The 17561-nt window shown below is 62.6% G+C and carries 16 protein-coding genes; 10 read left to right on the top strand and 6 right to left on the bottom strand.

The window, feature by feature from the left end; genetic code table 11:
• Positions 1-58 precede the first annotated feature (58 nt).
• The 7 genes from JAP66_RS19705 to JAP66_RS19675 all read left to right on the top strand — a co-directional run bounded on the left by JAP66_RS19705 (position 59) and on the right by JAP66_RS19675 (position 7446).
• Entirely contained in the window at positions 59-1129 is a 1071-nt protein-coding gene (locus JAP66_RS19705) for a nucleotidyltransferase family protein (protein WP_199433267.1), read from the top strand.
• A 185-nt stretch (positions 1130-1314) separates the two neighbouring features.
• On the top strand, positions 1315-2310 hold the full coding sequence (locus JAP66_RS19700; RefSeq protein WP_307849631.1) for a GDP-mannose 4,6-dehydratase: 996 nt from the start codon (positions 1315-1317) through the stop codon (positions 2308-2310).
• Between the two features lie 20 nt (positions 2311-2330).
• Positions 2331-3434, top strand: coding sequence for a DegT/DnrJ/EryC1/StrS family aminotransferase (locus JAP66_RS19695; RefSeq protein ID WP_210770409.1), 1104 nt, complete (start codon positions 2331-2333; stop codon positions 3432-3434).
• A gap of 15 nt (positions 3435-3449) precedes the next feature.
• Positions 3450-4412, top strand: coding sequence for an aldo/keto reductase family protein (locus tag JAP66_RS19690; protein WP_268963268.1), 963 nt, complete (start codon positions 3450-3452; stop codon positions 4410-4412).
• Position 4413: 1 nt separating this feature from the next.
• A complete protein-coding gene (gene neuC, locus JAP66_RS19685) occupies positions 4414-5595 on the top strand; it encodes a UDP-N-acetylglucosamine 2-epimerase (RefSeq protein WP_307849641.1) in 1182 nt (393 codons plus the stop codon).
• Positions 5592-6233: a NeuD/PglB/VioB family sugar acetyltransferase gene (locus tag JAP66_RS19680; RefSeq protein WP_199433263.1), complete on the top strand. Its 642-nt coding sequence runs from the start codon at positions 5592-5594 to the stop codon at positions 6231-6233. Before neuC ends, JAP66_RS19680 begins: the two co-directional genes overlap by 4 nt.
• Positions 6234-6243: 10 nt before the next feature.
• Entirely contained in the window at positions 6244-7446 is a 1203-nt protein-coding gene (locus JAP66_RS19675) for an MFS transporter (RefSeq protein ID WP_199433262.1), read from the top strand.
• 20 nt (positions 7447-7466) lie between these two features.
• Here JAP66_RS19675 and JAP66_RS19670 read toward each other — a convergent pair whose 3' ends face one another.
• The 6 genes from JAP66_RS19670 to JAP66_RS19645 form a co-directional block, all read right to left on the bottom strand.
• Positions 7467-8291: a polysaccharide deacetylase family protein gene (locus tag JAP66_RS19670; RefSeq protein WP_199433261.1), complete on the bottom strand. Its 825-nt coding sequence runs from the start codon at positions 8289-8291 to the stop codon at positions 7467-7469.
• A gap of 113 nt (positions 8292-8404) precedes the next feature.
• The gene (locus tag JAP66_RS19665; RefSeq protein ID WP_199433260.1) at positions 8405-9442 is read right to left on the bottom strand and encodes an ABC transporter ATP-binding protein; all 1038 of its coding nucleotides are present in this window, start codon (positions 9440-9442) and stop codon (positions 8405-8407) included.
• Positions 9400-10386 (bottom strand): ABC transporter ATP-binding protein, encoded by a 987-nt coding sequence (locus JAP66_RS19660; RefSeq protein WP_199433259.1) that lies wholly within the window; start codon positions 10384-10386, stop codon positions 9400-9402. The genes JAP66_RS19665 and JAP66_RS19660 overlap by 43 nt, the downstream gene beginning before the upstream one ends.
• Positions 10383-11270, bottom strand: coding sequence for an ABC transporter permease (locus JAP66_RS19655; RefSeq protein ID WP_199433258.1), 888 nt, complete (start codon positions 11268-11270; stop codon positions 10383-10385). Before JAP66_RS19655 ends, JAP66_RS19660 begins: the two co-directional genes overlap by 4 nt.
• Complete coding sequence (locus JAP66_RS19650; RefSeq protein WP_268963267.1) at positions 11267-12262, bottom strand: ABC transporter permease; 996 nt, start codon at positions 12260-12262, stop codon at positions 11267-11269. The genes JAP66_RS19655 and JAP66_RS19650 overlap by 4 nt, the downstream gene beginning before the upstream one ends.
• On the bottom strand, positions 12246-13835 hold the full coding sequence (locus tag JAP66_RS19645; protein ID WP_199433256.1) for an ABC transporter substrate-binding protein: 1590 nt from the start codon (positions 13833-13835) through the stop codon (positions 12246-12248). The genes JAP66_RS19650 and JAP66_RS19645 overlap by 17 nt, the downstream gene beginning before the upstream one ends.
• Before the next feature lie 436 nt (positions 13836-14271).
• On the opposite strand from JAP66_RS19645, the gene JAP66_RS19640 reads away from it, so the two are divergent.
• Genes JAP66_RS19640 through JAP66_RS19630 form a run of 3 tightly spaced genes read left to right on the top strand, consistent with a single transcriptional unit; the run spans position 14272 to position 17543 of the window.
• On the top strand, positions 14272-15447 hold the full coding sequence (locus JAP66_RS19640; RefSeq protein WP_199433255.1) for an NAD-dependent epimerase/dehydratase family protein: 1176 nt from the start codon (positions 14272-14274) through the stop codon (positions 15445-15447).
• A 57-nt stretch (positions 15448-15504) separates the two neighbouring features.
• Entirely contained in the window at positions 15505-16470 is a 966-nt protein-coding gene (locus tag JAP66_RS19635; RefSeq protein ID WP_235999164.1) for a succinylglutamate desuccinylase/aspartoacylase family protein, read from the top strand.
• Positions 16449-17543, top strand: a complete 1095-nt coding sequence (locus JAP66_RS19630; protein WP_199433253.1) for a pyridoxal-phosphate dependent enzyme — start codon at positions 16449-16451, stop codon at positions 17541-17543. The genes JAP66_RS19635 and JAP66_RS19630 overlap by 22 nt, the downstream gene beginning before the upstream one ends.
• Positions 17544-17561 lie beyond the last annotated feature (18 nt).

Here is a 17561-nt window from a genome sequence, read left to right as displayed (position 1 = left end):
CCTGGTCCGGTTAACGATCACTGGTAAGTATTGAACGACACAGTCGCGCCAACCGAGGTTGCGCAAGAAAAAGGAGGAGGGAATGACTTTCACTGACCTCCTGATCGGAAGGGGATCCTCGATTCGATCCGCTCTCTCCGCGATCGACCGGCAGGGCCTCGGGGTCGCCTACGTCGTTGACGGTGAAGGAAGACTCGTCGGCGCGATCGACGAGGCCGACGTCCGCCGTGCGTTGCTGGAGGGTGCCGGTCTGGGGGCACCGGCCTATCCGCTGTCGCGAAGACCGCAGGTCACGGCCAAGCCGTCGGAGGGGCGCGCCGAGGTGCTGGACCTCATGCGGGTGCTCGGGCTGGCAGTGGTGCCGATCGTCGACGAGCAGGGAAGCCTCGTGGGAGTGCACGCGGAGCGGGAGTGCGTCGGCGTGCCGCGCCGCGAAAACTGGGCCGTGGTGATGGCCGGCGGGAAAGGAACGCGCCTCGCGCCATTGACGAAGAATGTGCCCAAACCCATGTTGCCCGTCGCGGGCCGGCCTATACTCGAACGCCTCGTGCTGCATCTGGTGGGCTCAGGAATCGAGCGCATATTCCTGTCCGTGAACTACCTCGGAAGCATGATCGAGGAGCACTTCGGCGACGGTTCGCAATTCGGCTGCGAAATCGGCTATCTTCGTGAGGAACTGGACTGCCCGCTGGGTACCGGCGGGTCTCTGCGGCTGCTCGTGGAAAGCGGAAATGAACCGTCGCATCCGATTCTGGTGATGAACGGCGACCTGGTGACCGAGTTCGCCGTCGGCGACCTGCTCGACGCGCACGTCAACCGGGACGTCGTCGCGACGATCGCGGTGAGCGAGTACCAGCACCAGATTCCGTTCGGCGTCCTGGAGACCGAAGGTGACCACCTGGTGCGGATGGTCGAGAAGCCGACCCCGTCGTGGGGCGTGAACGCCGGCGTCTACGTGCTCGACCCCAAGCTCCTCAGCCGGGTGCCGGCCGGCGAACTCTTCCCCATCACGGCGCTGTTCGACGACTGTCTCGACTGTGGCTGGCCCGTCGGCGTCTGGCCGATGCGCGAAGCGTGGCAGGACATCGGGCGCCCCAGCGAACTCGCCCAGGCAAGGGGGCAGCAATGACGTAGCGACCGGGATGGGCGGCGGTGCTGCGACAGGCTCGCTAGTCCGCGATCCTTGGTGCTTGACATCGACCGGTAGGCCATAGTCCGCCGGGGAAGCCTCGTCGAGGCGCAAGGAATGAAGTCAGTTGGGCGACGGGCGGGGCAAGTCGGACCGGTTGATCAGCCAAACGAAAGGCGAACGTGGTGTCCGATCTTGTGGGAACTCGCGTGCTGGTGACAGGCGCCGACGGCTTCATCGGGAGCCACCTCGTCGAGCGACTGGTCGGCGACGGTGTGCAGGTACGGGGACTCTGCTACTACAACTCGGCCGGGTCGTACGGTTTTCTCGACGCGCTTGCTGGGGACTGCCCGAGAAACCTGGAGTTGCTCCTGGGTGACGTGCGAGACGCGCGCCTGGTCCGCGACGCGGTGGCCGACGTGGACATCGTCCTCCACCTGGCAGCCCTGATCGGTATCCCGTACAGCTACCACGCCCCTCAGTCCTACCTAGAGACGAATGTGTTTGGAACGCTCAACGTCCTCGAGGCGGTGCGGGATGCCGGTACCGTCCGCATGGTGCAGACCTCGACCAGCGAGGTGTACGGCACACCGGATTCGGTGCCGATACGGGAGACTCACAAACTGAATGGCCAGTCACCGTATGCGGCGTCGAAGATCGGCGCCGATCAGATGTGTGGCGCCTACGCCTGCTCCTTCGATACGCCCGTGGTAACCCTGCGGCCATTCAATACGTACGGGCCAAGGCAGTCGCGCCGCGCGGTCATCCCAACGATCCTGAGTCAGCTCATGTCCGGTGTGGAAGAGGTTCACCTTGGCAGCTTGTCGCCTCGCCGTGATCTGACGTTCGTCCAGGACACCGTCCGTGGTTTCGCTTTGATGGCGGCGGCCGACCTCGAACCGGGTTCTGTGGTCCAGCTCGGAACCGGCGTGTCTGTGTCGGTCGCGGAGATTTTCGACCTGTGCTGTTCCGCCGTGGATGCGAAGGCGCGGGCTGTCACCGACGATCGCCGGGTCCGCCCGGAGGCGAGCGAGATACAGATTCTGCAGTCAGATCCGAGTAGAGCGCGAGCCTTGCTCGGCTGGGACACGTCGGTGAGCCTCCTGGACGGGCTCGGCAAGACTGTTCGGTGGTTGGCGTCGTCGGCCCGCACTGACGGCGTAACGGGATACCAGTTGTGATACCACTCATCGAGCCGCGCTTGCTTGGCAAGGAGCATACGTACGTCGGCGAATGCCTGGCGAGCGGCTATGTGTCCTCCGTCGGTTCATTCACAAAGCGTTTCGAAGACCAACTGGCTGGAATGACCGGAAGTCGCCACGCGGTTGGCTGCTCGAGTGGCACTGCAGCTCTCCACGTCTCGTTGCGTCTCGCCGGCGCGGAGCCAGGGCGGTTGGTAGCGGTGTCCGACTTCACGTTCATCGCGTCGGCCAATGCCGTCAGTTACACCGGTGCAGACCTGCTGCTCGTGGACAGCGAGCCACAAACCTGGAACATGAACAGCGAACTGCTGTTCGACCATGTCGTGGAGAACGCGCGGCTCGGGCGTCGTATTCCGGATATCGTCGAAGTGGTACATGTGCTGGGGCATCCAGCCTTCATGGAGCCGCTGATCGAGCTCCGCGACAGATTCGGCATCAAGCTGGTAGAAGATGCGGCCGAGGCCCTTGGCGCCAAATGGACGAGCAAGGCGGGAGATCGCATCGACGTCGGCTCGACGGGGACAGCGGGCTGTTTCTCCTTCAACGGCAACAAGATAGTCACCTCAGGCAGCGGTGGGATGATCGTCACCGACGACGAGTTCTTCGCCGAGCGGGCACGTCACTTGATCAACCAGGCAAAATCGCCGTCCGGCGGGTACGAACATGACACCATCGGGTACAACTACCGGTTGACGAACCTGCACGCCGCACTCGGCCTCGCTCAACTGGAACGGCTGGACGCCATTGTCCGCTCGAAGTGGGAGATTGCCCGGCATTACGAGAAGATGCTGGGCGGACTCGCAATGTCGATGGCGCCGCGCGCGAACTGGGCCGCCCCAACCTACTGGCTCTACTCGGTGCTGTTGCCGGCCGGGTGCAAGGAACTGGACGAGGTAGTCCGCGGCATGGCCTCGTCCGGCGTCGAGACGCGACGGCTTTGGCCGCCCTTGCATACACAGCCGCCGTATGCGCGCACACCTCGGCTCGGTGGAGACGTCAGCGAGGAGATCTACGCACACGGTATATCGCTACCGAGCTCCGTCGACCTGACAGAGGATCACCAAGGCGTGGTGGTCGCTGCACTTGAACGCGTCATCGTGTGACCGTATTGGAGAGAAATGCTGTACCGAAAACTAGGACGCTGGGGTGTCAAACTTTCGGCCGTCGGCCTCGGGAGCTGGTTGACCTACGGGGGAAGTGCAGCTGACGAGACGTCACGACGCTGTATCGAGCAGGCCTACGAGCACGGCATCAACTTTTTCGACACGGCGAACGAGTATCAGGGGGGCGAGGCGGAAAGGGCCTTGGGCCGTGCGCTGGACCGAATGCCGCGTGAGCGGCTGGTCGTGGCGAGTAAGGTCTGCCTACCTGTTGGCGACGGCCCGCTCGACCGCGGGCTGTCACGGAAGCACGTAACGGCTCAGCTGGACGCGTCACTGCGACGGCTGAATATGGACTATGTCGATCTGTATCAGTGCCACCGCTTCGACCCCGACACTCCGCTCGACGAAACGATACGCACTATGGATGACCTTATCCGTGTTGGAAAAATCCACTACTGGGGCGTGTCCGAATGGGCTGCCGATCAGATCGAGGCGGCTATGGCGCTCTGCGAAGCACACGGATGGAGCCCTCCGATCAGTGATCAGCCGCAGTACTCATTACTGTGGCGTGGAATCGAGCCCGAGGTCCTCCCGACCTGCAGGCGGCTTGGCATGGGGGTCATTGCCTGGTCACCGCTGGCCATGGGAGTCCTGACGGGAAAGTACTCCGACGCGTCCGATGCGCCAGTTGGCACGCGGGGCCAGGGTTCAGCAGGTCACTTCCTCGACAGGTACCTGCGGCGGCCGGACGTGTTGCCCGCGGTGGGGAGGTTTCGCGATCTTGCGGAAAGTACCGGCATCACGGCGGCGCAACTGGCACTCGCGTGGTGCATTCGGCAGCCAGGACTCACGACCGCCATCGTCGGGGCATCCAACACCGGACAGCTGGCGGAGAACGTGGCCGCTGTGGAACTGCAGATCGAAGACGAGGTTTTCGATGTGGCTGAGAAGGTACTGAAGTCCGCGGTAGTTGGTTGACGTGATGCGCAGAGTATGCGTCTTCACCGGATCGCGCGCCGACTATGGGCCCCTGTCGCCACTTATCCAGGTTCTGCGGAAGGACGAGGACGTCGAGCTGTCCGTCCTGGCCTCCGGTGGTCACCTGGTACCGGAGCAGGGCATGACGATTCGCGAACTGGTGGACGATGGACTCGATGTCGTTGAGCAGGTTGAGATGGTCCTGGCGAGCGACTCGGCGGGTGGCACGGCGAAGTCGCTGGGTGTCGGCATGATCGGTTACGTCGACGTGCTTGAACGACTCTCGCCTGAGCTGTTCGTGGTACTGGGGGATCGTTACGAAGCTCTCGGCGCCTGCCTGGTCGCGGTACTACAGGGCATCCCCGTGCTCCACATCGCGGGCGGGACGCTCACCTACGGTGCGGTGGACGACTCCATCCGGCACGCGATAACCAAGCTGGCGAGTCTCCACGCCACCTCGACGTCGGAGTTCCGGCAGCGGATCATCCAGCTCGGCGAGCATCCCTCTCGTGTCCATGAGGTCGGTGCGCTCGGGCTGGACACGGTGCGGACGATCGAGTTGCTCACCCGCGACGAGTTGTGCCGGCGACTCGGCTTGCCTCGGAAGAAATCGCTGTTCACGTTGACGTACCACGCGGAAACCGCAACCGCGGGCCACGGTGACAACGGAGCGCTGGCAATTGTCCAAGCGTTGGACTCGTTCCCCTCCACCTCGGTTGTGATCACCGGCTCCAACGTCGACTTCGGCGGACGGCAGATTGCCGCGATCTTCGGCCGGTATGCGTCCCGGCAGGCGGCACGCGTCAAGGTGATTTCGTCGCTCGGTCGCCTCCAGTACCTGAGCTTGCTTGCTCACTCGGACGTGGTGATCGGCAACTCGTCGAGTGCCCTCATCGAAGCTCCGGCTGTGCGCACTCCTACCGTGAATGTGGGCGGCCGTCAGGACGGCAGACCGCGGGCGCCCTCTGTGATCGACTGCGAACCAGGAGTGGATGCGGTCGTCGACGCCATTCGCCAGGCACTGACGGTGACACACCGCAAGTTGACAGCGGGAAGCCGGTCCCCATATGGGGACGGCAGGGCGTCCGCACGCGTGGTCGAATTGATAAAGAAGGCGGATCTTTCCTCTCTACGGAGGAAGGAGTTCTTCGATCTGCCCGGGGAATGGGTGGAGTATACATGAAGGAAATAACGAGATTGGTTGTGTTCGGCCATGGCGGCTTCGCGAAACGGATGCCGGCCGTTGTGGCTGATTTGAACGGTGCGGGCGCGAGTATCGAGCTGACGGGTTTCCTTGTCGAGGGCGACGACGCCACTCAGCGCGGCGAACACCGCATACTTGGATGCGACGAGCAGTTCGTCCGCTTCGATGCCCACTACGTGATAGCGATTGCGAATTCCGCCGTTCGAAACCGGCTGGACGATTTCGCTGTCCAGCTCGGTGGGCATGCGGCCACGATCGTTCACCCGAGAGCCTGCGTGGAGCCGTCGGAGCCGCTCGGTCAAGGGACGATCGTGTTGGCCGGCGCCGCCGTGAACGCCAACTCCGTCATCGGCCGCCAAGTGCATATCAACAACAACGTGGTGATTGGGCATGACGCCCACATCGAAGAGTACGCGACACTGAATCCCCTTTGCATGATCGGCGGAGCCGCGCATATCGGCAAGCGTGCGCTTATCGGAGCGGGCTCCGTCGTCCTCCCTGGTGTGCGCATCGGGAACGATGCGGTCGTCGGCGCTGGAGCGGTGGTCGTCCGGGATGTTCCGGTGAAGTGCCGCGTGGCCGGAAGCCCGGCACGCGAACTGACGCAGAGAACCTGAACGCGATCTGATGGCGGGATATGACGGCACGAACACCAAGGTAGATGGTCACCTCACCCGGACCGCCTTCCTGCGGAGACGCGTCGTCCTGGGCGGTGTTATGGCCGGCGTCGTTGGCCGGGTGCCGTTCACGGCGTCGTTCGCTCTGTTCGTGTTGGTCGGTGACGTGTCCGGTTCAACGGAGCTGGGGTTGCAGCTCGCCGGAGTGGTCAATGTGGCGGTGGTGCTGTCATCATCGTTCTGGGGATATCTGTCGGATCGACATGGGATCAAGCTCGCACTGATCCTGTCGAACCTGCTCAGTTGTGTCGTGTTCTTGCTGCTCCTGGCGGTATTTGCCGCGGAAGGAAACTCAGCTCTGCTGTTCGCTCTGGCGGCCGTACACGGCTGCGCACAAGCACCGCAGATCAGCGGATACCGCCTTCTGCTGATGTACTCGGTATCGAGCCGCTACAAGACCTACGCCAACAGCGTGGACGTGGTTTCGATGGAGACTGGCTTTGTGCTCGGGCCGCTGTCCGTGGTAGCGGCGGCGAAGTTCGTGGATATGGCCGTCATAATGGTGGTTCTCGCCGTTACTTCGGTCTTGATGGCTGTACTGGTGCAGCTGATGCCGGCTGGCCAGCGTTCCGAGCACAGAGGCAAGATCAAGGTACTACGCGTCCGGGGTGGGTGGACGACCATCTATGTCGCTGCGTCAGTTGGGGTCATGGCCGGTGTAGTCGAAGCGACCGGAGGCCTGCGCTTGATCGCGGATATGGGGGACGCGTCGGACGGTGGCTTGATTTCCATATCCCTGAGTGTCGGATGCCTGCTTGGCGGATTGATCAACTTCGTGACGACCGGCGCAAGGCCCGCCGTCAGGCTGAAGAGGGTTGGCGCCGCGGTCATCGGGATGTCCGTGGCATGTGGCGTCATGGGCGGCGTCATCTCTGCTCCGTCGATAATCGTGACCACGATCGTCTGCGGTATCTGCCTTGCGCCCGTGCATGCCGAGATCAGCATGATGATCATGCACGATATGCCCGTCCAGGTTCGCGCACACTGGTTGGCGACCTACAATGGTGTGCTTATCCTGGCAGCAGGGGCTGGTCGGTATGCGAGTGGCGTTGCCGCATCCTGGGATCTGGTGACGCCGGCTGTCCTCGGAGCTGCGGTTGTCGGGACATGTGCGTCTATAGCGGTGAGCATGCATCGGACGCGTCGAGCCTGACGTCCATCTTGCTCGTCCGCTCAGAGCAACTCGCCGGTATCGCCGAACAGTTCACGGGCGATCTGTCCATGTGTGACGAACCGGCACTTGCAGTTCGCCAGGATATGTTCAATCAACTGGCTGAGGAGGCGGATGCGATAGCCTCTCCCGATGCACTCCGGATGCATGGTGTAGGTCACGTGGCGCTTGTCACTCCTGGCGCTTTCGAACTCACCGATCCAGGTGTTCAGGACCGCGTTCGGATCGGCGAGCCGTCCACCGGTGTCTCGTTGGAAGCCGAAGAACGGCCAGTCGTCCAGGCTCCAGTGGACCGGAAACTCGACGAGTTCGCGATCGGCGACCGTCTCCACGTACGGGCGATCGTCGGTCATCATACTGCTATCGTAGAGAAAGCCGTGTTCGCTCAGCATGACAAAAGACTGGGGTGTCATTTCCCAGCCAGGCGACCTGTATCCCAGCGGGCGGAGTCCCAGGTGTTTCTCCATCGCCGCGAGGCCGCGTTCGATCTCGTCTCGCTGGCCATCGTCGTCGAGTTTGTCGTTCCATAGGTGATAGTGGCCATGATGTGCGACCTCGTGCCCGCGGTCGAGAATGTCGACTATTGCCTCGGGATGCATTTCGACAATCTCGCCCGGAACAAAGAATGTGCTCCGGATATCATATCTTTGAAGTACGGCCAGTATCCTCGGAAGGCCCCGTACCATACCGAACTTCGCTTCGGACGACGACGTCAGACGTCCGTTGAGACAGCGCCAGTCGAAGCCGACGTCCGCATCGACGTCGAACGTCAGGCTGACCGAGACGTCAGAGTCACCTAGCCACTCGGTGAGATTTCCGGATTTCATATGGACCCCTTGAGCGAACTCATGCGGAGAACTCGGCGAACCACGAGAGGATCACGTGCCTGTACCCGGTTCAGTGTAGCGCGCGTTCGCCGGAGATCGACGAGCCAGTACGGCTACGACCGATCGGCTATTTCCGCCAGATCGTCTGGTGATCGTACGGACGGTAGTTGCGCGTCCGTGGGAAGGGCGTGATGACAGCGGACGTCGCTCGTACGCACGACAGTGGGTGGAACCGGATCTGTAACGCAATTCTGTTCGGCCCGCCAGCATCGTGACAAAAAGGCGCAGTGTCCACGCTCGTACCGCTGCCTGTCGCTAAACGGCAAGGAATAGGACGGTCGGTCTATCGGACGGTCGATCGATGGCGCGGAGGAGACCAAGAGTGCCGTGTACGGGTGCGCCGGGCGAGACAGAACCTCGTCGGCGGAACCTTGTTCGACGATAACGCCGTTGTACATCACTGCGATTCGGTCACAAAGGGAGCGCACGATGCGGATGTCGTGACTGATCAAGACCAGTGCTATCTCACGGATCTGCCGTATCTGCTTGAGTGCGTTCACAACCTGTCCCTGCACGGAGACATCGAGTGCTGACGTCGGCTCGTCAGCGACGATCAGTTCCGGCGTGAGCGCGAGCGCCCTCGCGATCGCGACGCGTTGCAGCTGGCCACCCGACAGCTGGCTGGAGCGACGTGTTCGCACCTCTCGTGGCAGTCCGACGACGTCGAGCAACTCGTCGACCTTCCGCTGCCTGTGCCTCCGATTGCCATGGCGATTTACGACAAGTGGGTCCGCGATGATCGACTGAATGGAGAGATGTGGGTTGAGGGACGACTTGGGGTCCTGGAAAACAGCACTGACGCGCTGTGACAGCGGTCTGCTGCCCGTTACTTCATTGACCTGCAATGATCCTGCCGTCGGCTTCTGAAGACCGAGTAGTACCCTGGCGAGGGTTGTTTTTCCACTCCCGGACTCCCCGACTATGCCAAGACGTTCGCCTTTACGGACGTCGAGAGAGACATCGTCGAGTGCGAGCGTCTGGTGGTTACGAGCCCGGCGGCCGCCATACTGCACCGAGACGTTCTTCAGCCGCATCATCGGTCCGTGGTTCACGGGACAGAATGATTCGATGGATTCTTGCATGTATGCCATCGCTCACCTTCCGTAACTGGCTCGATCTTGGCGGAGCACGCCGAAAGGGCGGCAGGGCATCGGGTGACGAACCTGCATCCGGCTGGGTAGTGTCGTGGTGACGGCACGGCGCCATCGATCACGGCCACCGGATCGTCGGCCCGCTCTAGCGAGCGGCCGGCGGTCACCAGGCCGGACGTGTAGCGATGCATCGGCCTGGTGATCAAATCCGTCGTCAGTCCCGATTCGAGTAGCTGCCCGGCATACATGACCATTGCGCGGTCCGCGGTATGACGGATGACGCCGAGATCGTGGGACACGAGGAGCAGGCCCGAACCGGCGTCGATCGCGGCGTTCAGGAGTACGTCGAGGACCTGGGCCTGTACGGTCACGTCGAGTGCAGTCGTCGGCTCGTCCGCCACGATCAGTTCGGGGTAGCGAGCCAATGCGAACGCGATGAGTACCCGTTGACGTTGGCCGCCGGACAGTTGGTGCGGGTAGGAGGCCAGTATGCGATTCGCGTCGGGTAACCGGACCAGGTCGAGCAACTCGGTCGTGCTCCTGCAGGCGCCGAGCCTCGCTATCCGGGCGTACTGTCGGCCGATGGTGACCGATGGGTTGAGTGACGCCAGCGCGTCCTGGTATACCATTGCGACGGATGACCCCCGCAGCTTGCGCCGTTCCTTCTCCGGCAGTGCTACGACGTTTCTGCCGTCGATGTCGACGTGACCCGAGACGGTGCTCCCGCGGGGGAACAGCCCGAGAAGCGAGAGCGATATCAACGTCTTTCCTGAGCCAGACTCGCCGACGAGGCCGACGACCTCGCCAGCACGGATAGCGAAGTTTGCGGAGTCGATGACTGGAACATTCCCGTAGGAACGTGGAAATCGTATCGACAAGTTCGACACGGTGACCAGCGTCCGATCCTTCGACGGAACCCGCGGTTCCAAGGCCTGATTTGTCATGCACCACCTTCTATTCGTCGACCGAAATATGCGGAGAGTGAATAGAAAGTGATTACCGTCAGGAATACCGCCGCTCCGCCGGACGTGCTGATCCACCAGTGACCGCTGCCAACAAAGGCGCGCCCGTCGTTGATGATATTACCCCATGACGGTGCGGGAGGCTGGGTACCGACACCGATGAAGGAAAGTGCGGCCTCGAGCACGACGATCTCCGCCAGTACGGCGGTCGCGAACACGGCGAGGGGCACCATGAGATTTGCGCCAACCTGATACCCCATCAAACGTAGGTACCGGGTGCCGATGATCTTGGAGAACGTGACGTAGTCCTCGTTGAGTTCCTTCATCGCGGACGCTCGGACGAAACGCGCGAACGGTGGCGTGTAGATGATGCCGAAGATGACCATGCTCGTGACCGTGCCGCTCCCGAAGGCGGCAGCGAGAACCACCGCGAGCAGGATGCCAGGAAACGCCATCAGGATATCGAGAACTCGCATGATTGACTCGCCGATTATTCTTCTGGATGCTGCGGCGAACGACCCAAGCACGTAACCGCACAGCAGTGCTGCGGCCGTTCCGACGATACCGACAACGAAGGAAATTCGGGAGCCTTCGATGACCCGGGAGAAGACGTCCCTCCCGGATTGATCAGTGCCCAGTAGATGATCGGCTGATGGGCCCTGGAGAGATTCGCCGACCCCTATTTCGAGCGGATCGTAGGGAGACAGATAGGGCGCGAGTAGCGTGACAAGCACGAGTATGCCAAGGCCGATGGTGGCCGGCTGCGTCCACCAGGGTCGCGAGCGGCCTATTCCTTGTCCGGCAAGGATCGGTCGTGAGATGGTTGCGTCGGCTGGGTTGGCTTGATGGTTCGTCGATCTCGTCATTTCCGCGCCCGGGGGTTGATTGCCAGGTATGCCAGGTCGAGAACGAAGGAAATGATCAGGATGCCCATGGTTCCCACCAGTGCGACCGCGCGAGTGACGGCGAGGTCACCTTGTCGTACACCTTCGACCAGCAGGGTTCCGAGGCCGGGCAAGTTGAATATCTGCTCGATGATGATTGCGCCGGACAGCATGTAGCTTGCGCGGACACCCAAGAGGGTCAGAGGACCGGTTGCGGCGTTCTTGAAAACACTGGTGAGCACGCGCGTCGAGGAAAGGCCCTGACCCATTGCCGAGCGTACGTAGTCTCGGTCGAGCTCCTGAATCATTGACGACCGGACCTGGTTCGCCAGCGTCGCGGACAGTGGCAGCGCCAGCACTGTCGCAGGCATGATGATGTGCTCAAGCCACGGCAGGAAGCCGTTCGCCAGTGGTTGATACCCGCCGCTGGGCATCCAGCCGAGGTTCACTGCGAAAAGTTGGATGGCGATGATTCCGACCCAGAAGTCGGGAGCGGCGACCAGGACCGCGGCGCTGAGTCGAACCGACCGATCAGTGCCCTTGTTGGCACGCTTGGCCGCCAGGACCCCAGCGCTGACGCCGAGAACAGTCGCGATAAGGATGGCGAGTGTGGTGAGCTGGACGGTTACGGGAACCGCCTTGCCGACAAGCGTGCTCGCATTAACCGGTCTGGTGGTCGACTGCCCGAGATCGCCTTGTAAGGCCCCGGCGATGAACCTGACGAACCGCAATGGCATCGGATCGTCGAGTCCGTGTTGCTGCACAAACGTCGCCCGTTGCTCGGGAGTCGCAAAGGGACCGAGTGCTGCGGTCACGGGGTCGGCAGGTGCTTGGTCTATTCCCCAGAAGACGATGAACGCCACACCGATGAGCACAAGCAAGGACGCGGAGAGCCGACCCAGGATCAGGCTGGCTACACCGGACCAGGCTGATCTCGAAGGACGGCTGAGCGACGCGTCATATACGGACGCCAAGTAGATCCACTCCTTGGGGAACGGTGGGTGCGAAGTTCTCCAAACCGTCCAGCCAGGCGGCAGTGATATCTCGATGATGTAACGGGAAGATAGGTGCCTCGTCGGCGATGATCTGCTGAACCTGGCCGTACAGATCAGCTTGATCAGCGGCTTGTTCTGTGGCCGTCGCCTGATCAAGCAGCTGACTCACGGAGCCGGCGGCCGCGTTGGTCCAGCGTGCCATGCTTTCAGGAATTGCACCGGTGTACGACCACCTGATCAACATGTCGGCGTCGTAGCCGCCGAATATCGACGGATCGGTTACGGTGAGCCAGGCGTCAAAATCGCCCGCGAAAACTCGCGGCACGAGCGACTCCGTCTCGCCCTGTTCGATCTTGACGTCGAATCCGGCCTGCTGCAGAGACGCTTGTAGGAGTGGTATCTGTGCGCTGAGCCAGCCTAGATTCGAGACGAGTAGTGTGAAGCTCGGTCTGGCTTCTCCGGTGCTGCCGAGAAGTGATTTGGCTTTATCCACATCAAACCGGTACTCCGTCTTTGGTCTCCGGAACATCGGATGGTCTTCTGGAAGGTACGATACGGCCGGACGTGCTTTGCCGAAGAACACGCTTTGCGTAATACTCTCGCGGTCGACCGAGTAAAGGAAGGCTTGCCGTGTGCGCTTGTCCGCGAATGTCGGTCGCGACGTGTTGAAGATTATGAGCGACTGGTTGAAACTGGGCACGGTCCCGGTCGTGACGCCGCTGCTGTCAGCTGACCGGACATCCTGGTAAGCGATGTCGTTCATCGCAGTAACCTGCTGACTCTGCAGTGCGGCGAGGCGAGCGGTGTCGTCGAGAATCACGCTGCATTTGATCTGCGGGACATTGGCCTGTAGCGGCCCGTTGTACCGGGCGTATTTCGTGAGCGTGACCTGCTTGTTGTCCGCGGAGAACGCGTCGAGTCGGTACGGGCCGGTGCCTATCGGCTTCCGGGCCAGTTCCTCGGCCGTTGCGTCGGCGGCCGTATGTTCCGCCATGACTTTGACGAGAGCAAGTCTTTCGGTCAGCAGTGTCCACGGCTTCTTCAGTTTGATACGGAGGACCTGCCCGTCGACGGCGGCAGCCTTGTCGAAGGCTGTCAAGAAAACAGCGAGAAGCGACGACGTGGCGGGATCGAGAACTCGGTTGATGCTGTACGCGACGTCGCTGGCTTTGACCGGACGTCCGTCGTGGAACGTCGCGCCAGGCCGGATTCTGACATGATAGGTCGTCGGGTCGATCTGTTCGGGAGGCCCGACGGCCAGTTGCGGCACGAGTTTGTTCATGTTGCCGCGTTCAAGGCCGTAGAGTCCCTCGAAAAGATAGTGCACGACAGAGATCGATCCGATCGTGTCGGCGGTGTGCGGGTCCAGCCCCTGGATCGTGTTCGCAAGGCCGACAGTGATCTCCGAGGGGTCTGGAAGGCTGGCTGCTTCTTCAGAACCGCAGGCGGAGAGTAGCGGCGTGGTGGCCGTGGCGCCGAGGAGTACGGCCGCCGTGCCCAGCACGAATCGTCGGCGATCCAGCGAGACCGGAACCCTGTCGTCAGCGGTCATGGTGTTCTCCCGGTATGGATTGGCAGGCCGATAGCGGATCGCCGCCATCGAGGGACCGGTCGGCGAGCGTTTCGGTAATTGAACCATATGTTTCAGATCCTGGCGATAGTAGATGTCGGGTGTACGGCAGTCAAACATCGGTGACGCCTAGGGAGTTCTGGCTGCATCTGAGGTCCTGCCGCTGGGTGGATCGGGCAGATGACGGTCGTTCGTGCTCGACCGCGACGTCGGCGAAGACCTGGTTGTCGCGCGCTTGACGGGTCGGAACGACCGTGGACGACGCGCTGCTCGATCTCTGTAGCGCAAACGCGATGTGGTCGAACGGGCAGGGTTGTGGCGGCGCTTGCCGACCGCCGGAGCGACAGGCGGGAATCGAGACGGGTGTCCACTACCTGACGGAGGGGCGGCCAGGTATAATGAAACGTACGTTTTGCTTGTGGTGACGCGCAGCCGCTGCCTGCGAGCCCTGGGTCGTCGGAAGGCCGGCCAGCGCCCGTTCGTCGGCCTTCCCATGCGGTGGCCGTCGATGTTGTTACTTCTTGTAGTGCGACTGGAGCTGATGATTAGGATGAAGGTTCTGGTAACGGGTGCCTCAGGGCGAGTCGGCGCCAACATGGTCAAGCGGCTGGTCCGTTCAGGATGCGCTGTGCGGGCGATGATCCAGCCGGAAGACCCGCAGGGTAAGAAGCTGACGGATATGGCCGGACTGGATGTCGTCGAGGCCGACCTGGGGGACCAGTCCGCACTCGATTCCGCGTGCCGAGGTGTCACCCACATCGTTCACCTCGGGGCCCAGTTGGTTCGACGGGACACACCGGTCGACAGGTTCTACGATGTCAACGCGTTCGGCACTCTGCGTCTACTCGAGGCTGCCGTTCGCAACGGCGGAGTCGAGAGGTTCGTGCTGGCGAGCACGGACGGCACGTATCGTCCGGGAAACCCGCCGGAGGTGCCGTTGACGGAACGGTCGCCGCAGGAGCCCGCTGACTACTACGGCACCAGCAAGCTGCTGGGTGAGATCATTCTGCGTAACCACAGCGCGCAGTACGGAATACCATTCTCAATAGTGCGGTTCGCGACGGTGGTCAGTCCAGAAGAAGCACTTTCGCGATTTCGCCTGTACTCGATGCGGGCATTGTTGAGTCGGGCAAAACTGGAGAAGGACAGCAATATCTGGCAGTTGTTCGATGGTCGCCCCGGGTTGAGTCGGATCCTGGACGAGTCTGTCGGTGACGCGGGTCCAGATACCGCGGTGGGCTTCACCGGCCCCGATGGCGAGCCATGGAGCTTGCACATGGTCGACGTGCGTGACGCGGTCGACGGAGTTTACCGTGCTCTTGTGGATCCTGCCGCACTGGGCGGCGTTTTCAACATTGCGGGGGAAAGTCCGACCTCGCACGAGGAAGGTGCATCGGCGTTGTCCGAGGTTTTCGCGGTGCCCAAAATTATGGTCGGAATGCCGATGACCTGGCGCCTTGAAGTCAGTATCGAATCTGCCCGGAAGAAAATAGGTTACCAGCCGAAGTATGGCTTTCGGGAGATGGTTGAGGTCGCCCGCGCAGCCGCATTGGACACCAGTGTCGACGTGGACTTCATTCCAGCGCGGTTGTGAACCTGCCTGGACCTTCGGTCGGCTTTCGAACCCAGCCATCAGGTTGACGAGGTGATTATGAGCGGGGCCGGAGAGCCTTCGACGACCGGGCACGCACTGCCGGGGGACGCCACGCTGGTGGAGATAGCGGGAGCTCGTGGGCCGACGCTCGCCCTGCTGGGCGGGGTGCACGGTGACGAGGACGAGGGCGTGCTCGCCGTCCGCCGTGTGTTGCACGAGTTGGAAGGCAGGCCGTTGACCGGGGCTCTCCGGGCAGTCGCTCCGGCGAACCCACATGCCTGGGCGGCGTACAGTCGCACCAGTCCGTTGGACGGCGCCAATCTGGCCCGCAGCTTCCCGGGTGATCCGCGCGGTGCGCCTACTGACGTCCTGGCCGCAGGCATCGCCGAGGAGGTTATCGGTGGTGCGGACCTCCTGATCGACCTGCATTCCGCGGGAGTGCGCTACGAGATGCCGTTCTTCTGCGGGTATGTCGCGAACACGGTTGCGGAGGTGGCTTCCCGGCGGGCGGCAGAGGCGTTCTCCGCACCGCTGATCTGGCGGCATCCGGCCAGCTCGCCGGGCCGGAGCCTGTCTGTTGCCGCGGACCGGGGTATCCCGGCGGTCTACGTGGAATGCTCCGGGGGAGGGGCGATTCGAGCTCGTGAGCTCGACGGCTACGTGACAGGCGTGCTGGCGGTGATGGCGGAGTTCGGCATGTTGGCGACGGACGCGGTCCCTGACCGCAGGCCTGAGCGTCGTGTCGTTCATGGCAGGGGGGACCTCGACCAGGGCGCACAGTCCAAGCATCATGGTTTCTTCGTAGCGACCACGGCCGCGGGTGCTGAACTCGGTGCAGGCTCCGAGGTCGGACGGATCTACGGCTACGACGGCGCGCTTCTCGATGTCGTTCGCACCGATCAGCCGGGCGTCGTGATGTTCCTGCGTCGGCAGGCGCGGACGCAGGAGGGTGATGTGCTGTTCGTGCGGGCGGATCTCGACGAGGCCGGGAAGGACACGTCATGGGCACCGGTCGGGGGCTGAGTCGTTTCGCGGCCGACCTGCCGCGGGTGCGGGAGTTCGTCACCCTTGGTGAGGGCGACACACCGTGTCTTCGGTTGGACAGACTGGCCCGGCAGTTGGGAGTTGGCACGATCTCCGCGAAGATGGAGTCGCTGAATCCCACCGGTTCGTACAAGGACCGCGTTGCTGCGATGTCGCTGTCTCTCGCCCATGCTCGTCGCGGTTGGATCGCTACATCCTCCGGCAACGCCGGTGTCGCGTTGGCTGCCTATGGCGCCCGTGTCGGCTTGCCAGGATTCCTGTGCCTGGTCGCCTCCGCGCCGCTGGAGAAGCGGCTGGCACTGATGCCGTATCCAGTTGAGGTGGTGCCGGTTCACGGTATCGGCCGGGCGGCGGTGGGGACAGCCGAAAGTGAGCTGTTCATCCATGTCCGGCAAGCGGCGGACCGGCACGACCTGTACCTGGGGATAACCGCGCATGCCTTCAACCAGGAGGGAATGCGTGGTATCGACACGATTGGCTACGAGCTGGCGGAACAGGTGCCGGACGCCTCCGTGGTGTATGTGCCGACGGGTGGCGGGGGCCTGCTCACGGCGGTCGCTCGAGGCCTGGAACACCGGGGATTGCCCGCCAGGGTGATCGCTTGCCAACCGGTAGGTTGCGCTCCGATTGCGCGATTCTTGGCAGGGGAACTTTCGACGCCCGAGATCGAGCGCTGCGAAAGTGATATCTCGGCGTTGCAGCTACCCCATCCACCAGATGGTGCGTTGGCTGCGGCGGCCGTTGTGCGCTCGGGAGGTTGGGGTACGGGGGTGTCCGACGCCGCGGTGCTCCGGGCGCAGCGGCTACTCGCCGGGACGGAGGGCGTGTTCGTCGAACCGGCGTCGGCAGCGGCACTAGCCGCGCTCATTGAGGACCTGGGCACGGGCAAGCTGGGTGAGAACGACCACCCTGTGCTCATCCTGACCGGCACGGGATCGAAGGATCTGCGGCGTTTCACCGACGACGCGCGAGGGCTTTGCGATGCCGAGCTGAATGCGATTCCCGCACGGGTCGACAACTGGGTGGCGGGGTTGAGCGACAGAGCCGGTTGACGCGTTCGGTGCCCACCC

It is taken from the genome of Qaidamihabitans albus (assembly GCF_016464705.1).
Classification (GTDB): Bacteria; Actinomycetota; Actinomycetes; order Mycobacteriales; family Pseudonocardiaceae; genus Qaidamihabitans; species Qaidamihabitans albus.
This window is presented reverse-complemented; position numbering and strand designations above follow the sequence as displayed.